The organism is Duganella aquatilis (genome assembly GCF_009674565.1).
Lineage (GTDB): Bacteria > Pseudomonadota > Gammaproteobacteria > Burkholderiales > Burkholderiaceae_D > Rugamonas > Rugamonas aquatilis.
In genome coordinates, this window is the sequence record NZ_WKJL01000012.1 from 21,672 (window position 1) to 34,440 (window position 12,769).

Genomic DNA, 12,769 nt, shown 5'->3' on the forward strand with positions numbered 1-12,769 from the left:
TCAAGTATCCAGCCAGCCGCCAGCAAAGCCCGCGCGGCGCAGGCCATTCTGTAGCGCGGTATTCTGGCGCGTCAGCCGCCACGGAAAGTCATGCAGGTGGTTTTCGACCATGATGACGGTCGGTCCTTCGTTGATGCCGAAGTGGTAGGGCGACACCCAGCGCCGGCCTCCCCGGCCGTGGTGGAATACCGTTGAAAACGAGGCCTTGAAGCCATACTGGTTCTGCTCGCACAGATGCAGCCCCTGGTAGTGCTCGATGCTCGGCAGGACGATCTCCGGCGCGAACGGCAGCGAGGCCGCCACCGCCCACGGCGCCAGCGTGCCGTCGTCCGGACCGTATGGCGCGCCGCGTCCCACGTAATCGTAGAACTTGCGCTGCACACCTTCGATCTTGCGGGTAGCCGGGCCGGGACCGTCGCTGGCCGTGATGCCCCAGCACAGTTCGCCGTATTCGGGAAAACCGAGAGGATTTTCGATCGCGTAGCGCTGCTGCACGTGCGTGGCGCGGCGGCTGTTCTCGAAATAATCGAGGTCGTGCGCGCGCATGAAGTCGTCGCGGATGCCGCGCAGGTCCAGCCAGATGTGCGACATCTGGTGAATGAACAGCGGCCCGGCGTACAGGTAGTCGATGCCGTAGACCGATTTCCATTCGTAGGTGCTGGCCCAGGCGTCATAGCTGTCGCGCTCGACCGGGAACGTGGGCGAGCCGAGCGCCAGCACGTACAGGATCAACGCTTCATCGTAGCCTTCCCAGTACCAGCGCAGGAAGCCCTTGCCCGGCTTCCAGCCATGGCACATCAGGCGCTTGCGGCCGCGCATCCATTGCCAGTCGACGCGGCGATACAGCATGTCGGCCAGTTCGCGTATCTCCGCTTCCTCGGGCGTGTCGGCGCAGAAGTAGCCGGCGGCGGTGAGCATGCCGGCGATTAGCAAGGCGGTGTCGATGCTGGACAGTTCGCAGTCCATCACGCGCTGGCCGCTGTTCATGTCGAGGAAGTGGTAGTAGAAGCCCTTGTAGCCGGTGGCGGTCGGCGCGTCGCTCTGTTCGCTGGCGGCGAAGAAGCGCAGCGTGGCCAGGGTGCGGGCGATGGCGTCTTCCCGCGCCATGCAGCCGCGTTCGACGCCAATGGGATAGACGGTCAGCGCCATGCCGACGGCGGCGATGCTGGCGGGCCAGTCATCGGCGGTCTTGTCGCGGATCAGGCCGTTGAGTGGATTGACCTCGTTGATGAAATAATCAAACGAGTCTTTTTGCAATTTGTGCAGCAGAGCCTGCGAGTCGCCGGAAGTCATGGTGAGATCTGCGTGGTACGGAAGCTTGCATACTCGCACAGCACTCGGTCCCGGTATGTGCCTCAGCGCACGGACCGGGACCAAGATGGCTATTCAGCGTCCGGCTGCTGGGCTGGATGTGCTTGCTGGAAAGCTGGCAGTTCGGCGCAGGCGGCGTGGATGCGCATGACGGTCGGATACGGCGCCATGTCGACGCCGAAACGCAGGGCGCTGAACACCTGCGGCACCAGGCAGCAATCGGCCAGTGTCGGCGTGTCGCCATGGCTGTAGCGGCCACTGCGCGGATCGCCGGCCAGCAATGCTTCCAGCGCGGACAGGCCGGTACGCAGCCAGTGCTGCTGCCACGCCAGCTTGACGTCGTCCGTCACCTTCAGTTCGCCGGTCAGGTATTTCAGCACCCGCAGGTTGCCGAGCGGATGCGTGTCCGCCGCCACCGTCAGCGCCAGCGCACGCACGCGGGCGCGGCTGGCGGGATCGGCGGGCAGCAGCGGCGCTTGCGGCTGCGTCTCTTCCAGGTATTCGATGATGGCCAGCGACTGGCCGATCACGTTGCCGTCATCCTCCAGCGCCGGCAGCAACATGGCCGGATTGACGGCGCGATACGCGTCGCTCAGTTGCTCGCCGCCATTGCGCAGCAGGTGCACCGGCACGGCGTCGTAGCCGATGCCCTTCAGGTTGAGCGCGATGCGCACGCGGTAGGCGGCGGAACTGCGGAAATACGTGTAGAGCTTCATCAGCCGCGCTCCTCGTAGTGCGTGACGGTCTGCTCGATGGCGCCGAAGATGCTGTGGCCGGCATCATCCTTCATCTCGATGCGTACGGTATCGCCGAATTTCAGGAAGGCGGTTTGCGGCTTGCCGGTTTCGATGGTTTCGTACATGCGCACTTCCGCCAGGCAGCAATAGCCGACGCCGCCATTGGCGATGCTCGATCCGTGCAGGTTGCCCTGCTTGTTCGACACGGTGCCGGAACCGATGATGGTGCCGGCCGCCAGTTCGCGCGTGCCGGCCGCATGCGCCACCAGTTGGGCGAAGTTGAAGGTCATGTCTTCGCCGGCGTTCGGCTTGCCGAACGGCTGGCGGTTCAGCTCGACCAGCAGCGGCAGGTGCAGCTTGCTGTCGGCCCAGTGCGCGCCCAGCTCGTCCGGCGTGACCGCCACCGGCGAAAATGCGCTGGCCGGCTTGGACTGGAAGAAGCCGAAGCCTTTCGCCAGTTCATTGGGAATCAGGTTGCGCAGCGAGACGTCGTTGACCAGCATGACCAGGCGGATCGCTTCCGCCGCATCGGCCGGCGTGGCGCCCATGCGCACGTCGCCGGTGATGACGGCCACTTCCGCTTCCAGGTCGATGCCCCACGCTTCCGACAGTGCATAGATCGCATCGCGCGGGCCGACGAAGCTGTCCGAGCCGCCCTGGTACATCAGCGGATCGGTGTAGAACGAAGCAGGCACTTCGGCATTGCGCGCCTTGCGCACCAGTTCGACGTGGTTGATATAGGCCGAACCGTCCGCCCATTGGTAGGCGCGCGGCAGCGGCGAATGGCAATATTGCTGGTCGAAGGGCTTGGCGTCGACGGCATCGCCGGCGTTCAGCGCGGCGTAGACCTGCTGCAGCCGCGGCGCGACCAGCGCCCAGTTGTCCAGCGCGTGCTGCATGGTGGCGGCAATTTTCGGCACATGCTGGTAGTGCGACAGGTCACGGCTGACCACCACCAGGCGGCCGTCGCGGCTGCCGTCTTTCAGGGTGGCGAGCTTCATTCGTGGTCTCCGGCAGGCGCATGCATCCAGGCCGCGTGTTTTGGCGCTTTTTTGGTCTGCGACCATTCTTCCAGCATGTCCCACTTGACCGCATCCAGCTTCTGCATCATGTCCTGCGTGGCGGTGTTGCACGCCAGTTCCAGGCGGTGACCGTTAGGATCGAAGAAATAGATCGACTTGAAGATGGTGTGGTTGACCGGGCCGATGACGTCGATGCCGGCGGCGACCAGGCGCTCCTTGGCGGCGATCAGTTCGTCCATGGTGTCGACTTCCATCGCCAGGTGCTGTACCCAGGCCGGCGTGTTCTGGTCGCGGCCCATCTCCGGCTGCGTCGGCAGTTCGAAGAAGGCCAGCACGTTGCCGTGACCGGCGTCCAGGAACACGTGCATGTACGGGTCCGGCGCCTTGGTGGACGGCACTTCGTTTTCGGCAATCGCCAGCACGAAGTCCATATTCAGGTGTTTGACGTACCACTCGACGGTTTCTTTGGCGTCTTTGCAGCGGTAGGCGACGTGGTGTATCTGTTTGATTTTCATGGCTGTCTCCATCTTGATGTCCGCATTAGATGCCAGATTCAGATATCATGCAAATCGAATTTATCCTGTCATTTATCAGAATTTCCCATGAATCCCAGCCTGCGGCAAATGCGCGCCCTGGTGGCGCTGGCCAAGACCGGCAGCTTCACGGCAGCCGCTGACCACCTGAGCGTGACGCAATCGGCGCTCAGCGGACAAATCAAGGAGCTGGAACAGCTGCTGGGCATGCGCGTGGTCGAACGTACCACGCGCAAGAGCCAGCTGTCCGAGCTGGGCCGTGAACTGTATCCGCTGTTCGACAAGATGCTGCACGACCTCGACCGCGCCATGGCCGACATCGCCAACCGCAAGGCGCTGAAACAGGGTTCAGTGCGGGTGGCGGCGCCGCAGATGCTGTCCTGCACCTTGTTGCCGGAGGTGATCGCCGCTTACCGCGAACGCCATCCCGAGGTGCAGGTGCGGCTGACCGACTGCCCGCTGGAACAGGTATCGGCCCGCGTGTTCAGCGGCGAGGTCGATTTCGGCATCGGCCCGGAACGCGACGCCACCGCCGAAATCGAAGCCCAGCCGCTGTTTGAAATGCCCTTCGTGGTGGTCTACCCGCCTGGCCACGAACTGGACCAGCGCAAGCGCATCACCTGGAGCGACGTCAACCGCTATCCCTTCATCTCGCTGCAAGGGCAGTTCACCGAGCGGCTGTTGCGCGATGTACACGTTTCCTTCCGTGAGCTGTCGCTCCGGCCGCACAACGAGGTGACCTTCATGACCACCGCGCTGGCCATGGTCCATGCGCGCCAGGGCATTACCGTGTGCCTGCCTTATGCGGAAAAAATGGTGCAGCTGTATGGCCTGAAAATGCGGTCGCTGGAGGCGCCGGCGCTGACCCGGCGCTTCTTCGTCTACCGCCGCAGCGCCCGCGCGCCATCGCCCGCCACCGAAAGTTTCACCGCCTTTTTGCACGAATTTGTTGCCGCACATCAGTGGCAGGTTTGACAGCATTTCATCATCGTTTTTGCAATTTATTACAATTTGGAAAGGCTAATTGCCATAAATCCATTGTGGAAGCGGTTTCTGTCTGTGTATCCTTCATTGATGAACATTTTGCATATAGATTCGTGCGCCCTCGGCGACCATTCCACTTCACGCCAGATCACAGCCGCGGCGATCACCGCGCTGACCGCCGCCAACGAACACGCCACCGTCCTCTACCGCGACCTGGCGGCCTCTCCCCTGTCCCACGCCAGCGGACCGCTGCTGCAAGTCATCAGCCAGCGTTGGGACGCCGACATCCCCATGAATGCCGAAGTGCGCGCCGAAGCGCTGCAAAGCGCGTCGCTGCTGCAGGAATTCCAGGACGCGGATCTGGTCGTGCTGGGCGCGCCCATGCATAACTTCTCGGTGCCATCGACGCTGAAAGCGTGGCTGGACCGCCTGCTGGAAATGCAAATCGCCGCCGGCGAGCGCCGCGCCGACCTGGATCTGGTACTGGTCACCTCCGGCTGCGCCGTGATGGGCCCCGAGTCCGAACAGCAATTGATGGAAAACCATGAATTGATGCTCAAGGCCGCCTTCAGCTTCATGGGCGTGCGCCGCCTGCACATGGTCCGTGACCTGGCCGATCTTCAGCAGGCACTGGCGCTGAATCCCGCCGACTGATTCCTGCTGACCGATGCTGGCGCGATCGCTGTTTTATAATGCGGCATGACTGCGAATACCATCGCCATCAATCAACTGATGGACAAGTTTGACGGCCACCACAGCGTCTGGCTGTTTGGCTATGGCTCCTTGATTTACAAGGCGGACTTCCCCTACCTGCAACGCCGCCCGGCCAGCATCGCCGGCTGGACGCGGCGGTTCTGGCAAGGCTCGCACGACCACCGCGGCACGCCGGAAGCGCCGGGACGCGTGGTGACGCTGATCGAGGAACCCGGCGCCATCTGCCACGGCATGGCCTATTTGATCACGCCGGAAGTGTTCGCCCACCTGGACCACCGCGAAAAGAACGGCTACCTGCGGCTGGCCATCCCCATCGTCTTTGAAGACAGCGAGGTCGAAGGCCTGGTGTACATCGCCACGCCGGACAACGTCGCCTTCCTCGGCGCCGCCTCCGAACAGGAAATCGCCGCCCACATCGCCCGCTCCACCGGACCAAGCGGCCCCAACAGCGATTACCTCAACCACCTGGCCAGCGCCCTGCGCGAACTGGGCCGCCACGACCAGCACGTGTTCGACATCGAGCGCCACCTGGCCGCGCTGCGCACTTCGCCGTCAGAATAAATCCAGCTGCCCCGCATCGGCCGCCGCCTTGGCGCGCGCGCCCAGCGGCGGCACCACCAGCGGACGGGTGAACTGCGAGGCATCCATGCGGTTGAAGCGGCTGCCCTGCCCGGTCAGCCCCAGTCGCTCGGCAGCGATTTTTACGCGCTGGCGTATCAGCTCGGCCCACACGCCCTCGCCCTTCATGCGCGTGTCGAAATTGCTGTCGTAGTCTTTGCCGCCGCGCATTTCACGCACGCGGTTCATCACCCGCTGTGCCCGCTCGGGGAAATGCGCCTGCAGCCATTCCTTGAACAGCGGCGCCACTTCCCACGGCAGCCGCAGCACGGTGTAGTGCGCGCTGACCGCGCCCGCCTCCTTGACCGCCTCCATGATCCGCTCGATATCCGGCTCCGTAATGAAGGGGATGATGGGCGCGATGCTGACCGCCACCGGAATGCCGGCGTCCGTCAGCGTGCGGATGGTGCGCAGGCGGCGCGCGGGCGCGGCCGCGCGCGGCTCCAGCGTGCGGGCAATGGCCGGGTCCAGCGTGGTCAGCGTGATGGCGACAGCGGCCTGCTGTTTGGCCGCCATCGGCGCCAGGATATCGATGTCGCGCTCGATCAGCGAGGACTTGGTGATCAGGCCGACCGGATGCTGGCATTCCTGCAGCACTTCCAGGATGCGCCGGGTGAGCTTGTATTCGCGCTCGCAGGGCTGGTAGGCGTCCGTGTTGACGCCCAGCGCGATCGATTGCGGTTCGTAGCTGGCCTTGGCCAGTTCGCGCCGCAGCATTTCCGGCGCATTGACCTTGGCGAAAATCTTGCTCTCGAATTCCATGCCGGGCGACAGCCCGAGATAGCTGTGCGTGGGCCGCGCGAAGCAATAAATGCAGCCATGCTCGCAGCCCCGATAGGGATTGAGCGAGACGCTGAACGGCAAATCCGGCGAGGCGTTGCGGCTCAGGATGGACTTGCAGATTTCGTCGGTGACTTGCGTTTTCCATGGCTTGAGCTCTTCTTCCTCCCGTTCCCAGCCGTCGTCATAGGCTTCGCGGGCGTTGAGTTCGTAACGGCCCTGCATATTGGATACCGCGCCACGGCCCTTCTGCGCCTTGAGCGAGGGCGGCGGCAGCATCACATGCTCCTGATTGTTTTCGTCGAAGGCCATCTCTTATCCAGATACTGTATGCATATACAGTATCTTAGTCGCTCGATCGCGCCATATCAAGCGAAATATCAATGGCGCGGCCGCGCGGCCTTGGGGAGCGCCGGGGCAAGCTGGTATCATGCCGGGCTTCGCCCCAGCGCGCGTTCGCCGCAGCGCTCGGCACCAACACAGTGAGTACATAATGAACAATTCCAGCCAACCTTTGCCGTCTTTCTTCAGCCGGATTTCCATCGCCATCGGCGCTTTCTTCCGCGCCCTGTCCGACGCTGAATACGCTGCGCGCCTGCACGGCATTGATGACGCGCCACAGCCAACCGCCGCGCCGGTGGCACCGCCTGCCCCTGCGCCCGCACCAGCGCCGGCCCCGGTGACGCTGCGCGTCGCCACGCCGGACGCCGCCCTGCAACTGCTGTCGCTGTTCCAGCGCGAAGCGCGCCTGATCGACTTCACCCAGGAAAACCTGAGCGCCTACTCCGACGCCGACATCGGCGCCGCCGCGCGCGTGGTCCACGAAGGCTGCGCCAAGGTACTGAAAGAACACTTCACCATCGCACCGGTGCGCAGCGAAGCCGAAGGCAGCCGCATCGAACTGCCGGAAGGCTTCGACGCCGCCGCCGTGCGCCTGACCGGCAATGTGGTCGGCAAGGCGCCGTTCCGCGGCACGCTGAGCCATCGCGGCTGGCGCTCGACCGACGTGCGCCTGCCGAAACTGGCTGAAGCCCATGACGCGGCCATCCTGGCGCCTGCGGAGGTGGAACTGTGAGCGATCCCCGTTACGCCATCGGCATCGACCTGGGCACCACGCACAGCGCGCTGTCGTATGTGAACCTGCAAGCCAGCGAAGGCGAAAAAACCCAGCACGGTGTGCTGGCGATTCCTCAGCTGACCGCACCGGGCACCATCGAAGAACTGCCGCTGCTGCCGTCCTTCCTGTACCTGCCGCACGCCGACGAACTGGCGCCCGGTGAGAACAATCTGCCATGGCAGCAAAGCGCCGAGGAACAAACCGGCGTGGCCGGCGAAATGGCGCGCAGCCGTGGCGCCACCACGCCAATCCGCCTGGTGTCGAGCGCCAAGAGCTGGTTGAGCCATCCCGGCGTGGACCGTCGCTCCGCGCTGCTGCCGAACGATGCGCCGGAAGAAGTGACGCGCGTCTCGCCGCTGGAAGCATCGACCCGCTACCTGAGCCACCTGCGCAAGGCGTGGGAACAGGCCCACCCCGACGCGCCATTCGGCGAGCAGGCGGTGACGGTGACGATTCCCGCCTCCTTCGATCCGGGCGCGCGCGAACTGACCGCCGACGCGGCACGCGCCGCCGGCTACACCAATCTCACGCTGCTGGAAGAACCGCAGGCCGCGCTGTACAGCTGGATTCAGGGCAGCGAAGGCCGCTGGCGCAAGGAAGTCAAGCCGGGCGACATCATCCTGGTGGTCGACGTGGGCGGCGGAACCAGCGACTTCTCGCTGATCGCCGTGCTGGAACGCGACGGCGTGCTGGAGCCGCACCGCATTGCGGTGGGCGACCACATTCTGCTCGGCGGCGACAATATGGACCTGGCGCTGGCCCATCTGGTGGCGCGCAAGCTGGCGGCCAACGGCACGCAGCTGGACGCGTGGCAGATGCGCGCGCTGACCTACGGCTGCCGTACCGCCAAGGAAAAGCTGCTGGCCGACGAAACCATCGCCACCTGGCCGATCGTGGTGCCGAGCCGCGGCTCGAAACTGATCGGCGGTTCGGTGCGCACCGAACTGACGCGCGATGAAGTGACGACGTTTATTCTCGACGGCTTCTTCCCGCAGGTGGATGCGGCCGCGCGGCCGGCCGTGCGCACCCGCGCGGGCCTGACGCAGCTTGGCCTGCCATACGCGCAGGATGCCGGCATCACGCGCCATCTGGCGGCGTTCCTGGCGCGCCAGGTCGGCGCCACCTCGGAGCTGGAAGGCTACGCCGGCAAGCAAAGCGCCGACGCGACCTTCCTGCACCCGACCGCGGTGCTGTTCAACGGCGGCGTGTTCAAGTCGGAGCTGCTGGCGCAACGCATCATGGCCACGCTCAACGACTGGCTGTACATGGAAGGCGCGGAGCCTGCGCGCATGCTGGCTGGCGCCGATCTGGATCTGGCGGTGGCGCGCGGCGCGGCTTACTACAGCTACGTGCGGCGTGGCAGCGGCGTGCGCATTCGCGGCGGCACGGCGCGTTCCTATTACGTGGCGATCGAGTCGGCGATGCCGGCGATTCCCGGCATGGAGCCGCCGATTCAGGCGCTGTGCGTGGCGCCGTTCGGCATGGAGGAAGGCAGCGAGATCGAATTGCCGAATCAGGAGTTTGGCCTGGTGGTCGGTGAGCCGGTGCAGTTCCGCTTCTTCGGTTCCTCGGTGCGTCGTCAGGACCAGATCGGCGATCTGCTGGACTTCTGGGGTCCGGATGAACTGATCGAGATGAACGAGATTCAGGCCAATCTGTCACCGGAAGGCCGTCAGGCCGGCGACGTGGTGCAGGTGCGTCTGCATGCGATGGCGACCGAATCGGGCACGCTGGAACTGGCCGCCGTGGCCAATGATGGCCAGCGCTGGAAAGTGGAGTTCGACGTTCGTTCCGCTGCCTGAGTATGAATCAATACGTCGTCAGCATCGACCTGGGCACCACCAATACGGTGATGGCCTATGCGGAAGCCGGTAGCGCGCAGATCCAGTTGTTCGATATCGAGCAGCTGACGGCGCCCGGCGAGGTGGGTGCTGCGGCGTTGCTGCCGTCCTTGCGCTATCACCCGGCGCAGGGCGAGCTGGCGGAGGGCGATGTGCAGCTGCCTTGGCGCTCGGACGATGTGGCCGGGGTGTCGCCGGTGGTGCTTGGCCAGCTGGCGCGCAAGCTCGGGGCGCAGGTGCCTGGACGGCTGGTGTCCAGCGCCAAGAGCTGGTTGTCGCATCCGCAGGTTGACCGCACGGCGCCGATTCTGCCGTGGGGCGCGGAGGCCGATGTGGCCAAGGTGTCGCCGGTGGCCGCCAGCGCGTCTTATCTGGCGCATTTGCGCAGTGCGTGGAATGCGCGCTTTCCGGCGCATCCGCTGCAAGCGCAGCGGATGGTCCTGACGATACCCGCGTCCTTTGATGAAGGTGCGCGGGCGTTGACGCTGGAGGCGGCGCGCATGGCGGGCCTGCCTTCGCTGCGTTTGCTGGAGGAGCCACAGGCCGCCTTCTACGACTGGCTGTTCCGTCAGCGCGCAACGCTGGAAACAGAGCTGGCCGATACGCGCCTCGTATTGGTGTGCGACGTCGGCGGCGGCACCACCGACTTCAGTCTGATGAAAGTGGACGGCGGCGGCGCGCAGCCGCAGATCAGCCGCATCGGCGTCGGCAACCACCTGATCCTCGGCGGCGACAATATGGACCTGGCGCTCGCCCACCTTGTCGAATCACGCTTGACCGGAGGCGAACCGCCAGCACGCCTGTCCGCCAGCCGCCTGTCGCAACTGGCGGAGCGCTGCCGGGCTGCTAAAGAGCTGCTGCTGGCGGCCGATGCGCCGGAGCGCACCACGGTCACGCTGCTCGGCGCCGGCTCGCGCCTGATCGGCGGCTCGCGCTCCGCCGAGCTGACGCGCGACGAAGTGGCCACGCTGGTGGTGGATGGCTTCTTCCCGCTTAACGCAGCACAGGAACCGGCCAAGCGCGGACGCGGCGCCATCGTAGAATTCGGCCTGCCCTACGCCAGCGACGCCGCCATCACGCGTCACCTTGCAGACTTCCTGCGCCAGCACGCCGCCGCCGCACGCGAAGCCCTCGGCCTGCCCGCAGACAGCAGCGCTATCCCGATTCCCGATACGCTGCTGCTCAACGGTGGCGTCTTCCGCGCCGACGCACTGGCGCGCCGCCTGGAGGCCGCGCTGACAGGCTGGCGCCAGCAACCGCTGCGCGTTCTGCACAACGACAATCCCGACGTCGCCGTCGCACGCGGCGGCGTCGCCTACGCATTAGGCCAGGCCGGCCAGGCGCCGGTCATCGGCGGCGGCTCCGCGCGCAGCTACTTCCTGCTGCTCGACGACACCACGCACGCCGACCAGCCGCGCCGCGCCGTCTGTATCCTGCCGCGCGGCGCCGCAGAGAACCGCGAACTCCTGCTGGCCGACCGCACCTTCGCGCTGCGTCTAGGAAGACCGGTACGGTTCCACCTGGCCTCCTCCACCTCGGACGCGCCGCAAGCCGGCGACGTGGTCGAACTCCAGCCAGACGAATACGTCCAGCTGCCGCCCATCGCCACCGTGCTGCGCGACAGCAGCGCAAGCGACGCGCGCAAGGAAATCCCGGTGCAGCTGGCAACCTCACTGAGCGAAGTCGGCACGCTGGAAGTCCACTGCGTCGCCAAGGACAGCGCGCAACGCTGGCTTCTGGAATTCCAGCTGCGCGGCGACACCACCGCCGAAGCCAGCGCGCCAGATGAAACACCAATGCCCGCCGGCCTGGCAGCCGCTATCGACAAGATCGACCGCATCTTCGGCAGCCGCGCGCAGCAAGTCGACCTGAAAGAAGTGAAGCAGTTGCGCGCGCAACTGGAACACCTGCTGGGCAGTCGCGAAAGCTGGCACACGCCGCTGCTGCGCCGCCTGTTCGACGGGCTGATGGAACGCGCCAAGGGCCGCCGCCGCTCGTCCGAACACGAACGCGCGTGGCTCAACCTGAGCGGCTACTGCCTGCGTCCCGGCTTCGGCCACGCGCTGGACGAATGGCGCATCGGCCAGCTGTGGGCGATGTTTGAAACCGGCGTCCAGCACCACAAGGACAGCCAGGTCTGCGCCGAATGGTGGACGCTGTGGCGCCGCGTCTCCGGCGGTTTGAGCGTGGAGATGCAACTGCGCGTGCTGGACGATTTCGCTTTCAACGTGCAGGCCGACGCTGCGGAGCGAGGCCGCCGTCCGGTCACACTGGTCAACGGCAGCGAAGAAGACATGCTGCGCCTCGGCGCATCGCTGGAACGCATCCCCGGCAGCTACAAGGCCGAAATCGGCGCGTGGATGCTGGGCCAGTTGCAGGTCTCCACCAAGGCCGCCGGCAAAGCCGCCGCCAACAAGAGCCGCAGCGGCGCGGCCGACCTGGCCAAGGCCGAAGCGGCGCAGGGCCGCTTCCTGTGGGGCCTGAGCCGCGTCGGCGCGCGCCAGCCCTTCCACGGCAGCGCGCATGATGTGGTGGAGACGTCAGTCGTCGAACAATGGCTGGACGCCGTGCTGGCACTGGACTGGAAAAAAGTGGAACCAGCCGGCTTCGCCGCCGCCCACCTGGCGCGCATGACCGGCGACCGCTCGCGCGACATCAACGAAACGCTGCGCACCGAAGTGCTGCGCCGCCTGAACGGCATCGGCGCGCCGGCCAACTGGAGCAGCATGGTGCGCGAAGTGACGCAGCTCGATCAAGCCGACGAAAAACGCATGCTCGGCGACGCCCTGCCGCCGGGCCTGAAATTACTGAGCTGATTTCTTAAACAACGGCGACAGCGCCAGTGCCACGCCCTCGCCGATTTCTTTATCGGTCGCGAACAGATTGCGACGGACTTCGTTTCGTTTTGCATCGATATTCACGGCATAGATCAGCGATGCCCCGCCGTGCGTGCTGGCGACCTGCTCGCCGCTATCGGCAAACAGGTCCACGCCAACCGACAACGCCAGCGTGGTGCCGTCATGTCTGAAATCATCGCCGCCCGTCCTGTTTACAATCAAGCGACGCTCCTGACCGTCCCATCGTGCCGATGAGCCGGATAATTCAGCCATCC

General features: G+C 65.3%; 12 protein-coding genes. 6 read left to right on the forward strand and 6 right to left on the reverse strand.

Annotated features, from left to right (window positions below; translation table 11 throughout):
- From GJ698_RS16680 to GJ698_RS16695, 4 genes are all read right to left on the reverse strand, one after another.
- Window positions 1–1,293 carry a glucoamylase family protein gene (locus GJ698_RS16680; protein WP_154358996.1) on the reverse strand — a complete coding sequence of 431 codons (1,293 nt, stop codon included), beginning with the start codon at window positions 1,291–1,293 and terminating at the stop codon, window positions 1–3.
- A gap of 89 nt (window positions 1,294–1,382) precedes the next feature.
- Window positions 1,383–2,027 carry a maleylacetoacetate isomerase gene (maiA, locus tag GJ698_RS16685; RefSeq protein ID WP_154358997.1) on the reverse strand — a complete coding sequence of 215 codons (645 nt, stop codon included), beginning with the start codon at window positions 2,025–2,027 and terminating at the stop codon, window positions 1,383–1,385.
- A complete protein-coding gene (locus tag GJ698_RS16690) occupies window positions 2,027–3,049 on the reverse strand; it encodes a fumarylacetoacetate hydrolase family protein (protein WP_154358998.1) in 1,023 nt (340 codons plus the stop codon). Before GJ698_RS16690 ends, maiA begins: the two co-directional genes overlap by 1 nt.
- Entirely contained in the window at window positions 3,046–3,585 is a 540-nt protein-coding gene (locus GJ698_RS16695) for a VOC family protein (RefSeq protein WP_154358999.1), read from the reverse strand. The genes GJ698_RS16690 and GJ698_RS16695 overlap by 4 nt, the downstream gene beginning before the upstream one ends.
- A gap of 87 nt (window positions 3,586–3,672) precedes the next feature.
- Here GJ698_RS16695 and GJ698_RS16700 point away from each other — a divergent pair, with 87 nt between their 5' ends.
- From GJ698_RS16700 to GJ698_RS16710, 3 genes are all read left to right on the forward strand, one after another.
- Window positions 3,673–4,578, forward strand: a complete 906-nt coding sequence (locus GJ698_RS16700; RefSeq protein ID WP_154359000.1) for a LysR family transcriptional regulator — start codon at window positions 3,673–3,675, stop codon at window positions 4,576–4,578.
- Between the two features lie 108 nt (window positions 4,579–4,686).
- Window positions 4,687–5,241 carry an NAD(P)H-dependent oxidoreductase gene (locus GJ698_RS16705; RefSeq protein ID WP_166454890.1) on the forward strand — a complete coding sequence of 185 codons (555 nt, stop codon included), beginning with the start codon at window positions 4,687–4,689 and terminating at the stop codon, window positions 5,239–5,241.
- Between the two features lie 45 nt (window positions 5,242–5,286).
- Complete coding sequence (locus GJ698_RS16710) at window positions 5,287–5,862, forward strand: gamma-glutamylcyclotransferase (RefSeq protein WP_154359002.1); 576 nt, start codon at window positions 5,287–5,289, stop codon at window positions 5,860–5,862.
- Here the strand turns inward: GJ698_RS16710 and GJ698_RS16715 are convergent.
- Window positions 5,854–7,011 carry a PA0069 family radical SAM protein gene (locus tag GJ698_RS16715; protein ID WP_154359003.1) on the reverse strand — a complete coding sequence of 386 codons (1,158 nt, stop codon included), beginning with the start codon at window positions 7,009–7,011 and terminating at the stop codon, window positions 5,854–5,856. The genes GJ698_RS16710 and GJ698_RS16715 overlap by 9 nt on opposite strands.
- Window positions 7,012–7,192: 181 nt before the next feature.
- Here GJ698_RS16715 and GJ698_RS16720 point away from each other — a divergent pair, with 181 nt between their 5' ends.
- From GJ698_RS16720 to GJ698_RS16730, 3 genes are read left to right on the forward strand one after another with little or no spacing between them, the layout of a single operon-like run.
- Window positions 7,193–7,774, forward strand: a complete 582-nt coding sequence (locus GJ698_RS16720; protein WP_154359004.1) for a DUF2760 domain-containing protein — start codon at window positions 7,193–7,195, stop codon at window positions 7,772–7,774.
- On the forward strand, window positions 7,771–9,618 hold the full coding sequence (locus tag GJ698_RS16725) for an Hsp70 family protein (RefSeq protein ID WP_371865346.1): 1,848 nt from the start codon (window positions 7,771–7,773) through the stop codon (window positions 9,616–9,618). Before GJ698_RS16720 ends, GJ698_RS16725 begins: the two co-directional genes overlap by 4 nt.
- Window positions 9,619–9,620: 2 nt before the next feature.
- Complete coding sequence (locus GJ698_RS16730) at window positions 9,621–12,473, forward strand: Hsp70 family protein (RefSeq protein WP_154359005.1); 2,853 nt, start codon at window positions 9,621–9,623, stop codon at window positions 12,471–12,473.
- Here GJ698_RS16730 and GJ698_RS16735 read toward each other — a convergent pair.
- Complete coding sequence (locus GJ698_RS16735) at window positions 12,462–12,767, reverse strand: hypothetical protein (RefSeq protein ID WP_154359006.1); 306 nt, start codon at window positions 12,765–12,767, stop codon at window positions 12,462–12,464. The two genes, GJ698_RS16730 and GJ698_RS16735, sit on opposite strands and share 12 nt — an antisense overlap.
- Between the last annotated feature and the right edge of the window lie 2 nt (window positions 12,768–12,769).

Coding starts and splice junctions, on each gene's coding strand:
- GJ698_RS16690 (WP_154358998.1), bottom strand. CDS start 3,049: ATGAAGCTCGCCACCCTGAAAGACGGCAGCCGCGACGGCCGCCTGGTG.
- GJ698_RS16680 (WP_154358996.1), bottom strand. CDS start 1,293: ATGACTTCCGGCGACTCGCAGGCTCTGCTGCACAAATTGCAAAAAGAC.
- GJ698_RS16730 (WP_154359005.1), top strand. CDS start 9,621: ATGAATCAATACGTCGTCAGCATCGACCTGGGCACCACCAATACGGTG.
- GJ698_RS16715 (WP_154359003.1), bottom strand. CDS start 7,011: ATGGCCTTCGACGAAAACAATCAGGAGCATGTGATGCTGCCGCCGCCC.
- GJ698_RS16695 (WP_154358999.1), bottom strand. CDS start 3,585: ATGAAAATCAAACAGATACACCACGTCGCCTACCGCTGCAAAGACGCC.
- maiA (WP_154358997.1), bottom strand. CDS start 2,027: ATGAAGCTCTACACGTATTTCCGCAGTTCCGCCGCCTACCGCGTGCGC.
- GJ698_RS16700 (WP_154359000.1), top strand. CDS start 3,673: ATGAATCCCAGCCTGCGGCAAATGCGCGCCCTGGTGGCGCTGGCCAAG.
- GJ698_RS16710 (WP_154359002.1), top strand. CDS start 5,287: ATGACTGCGAATACCATCGCCATCAATCAACTGATGGACAAGTTTGAC.
- GJ698_RS16735 (WP_154359006.1), bottom strand. CDS start 12,767: ATGGCTGAATTATCCGGCTCATCGGCACGATGGGACGGTCAGGAGCGT.
- GJ698_RS16720 (WP_154359004.1), top strand. CDS start 7,193: ATGAACAATTCCAGCCAACCTTTGCCGTCTTTCTTCAGCCGGATTTCC.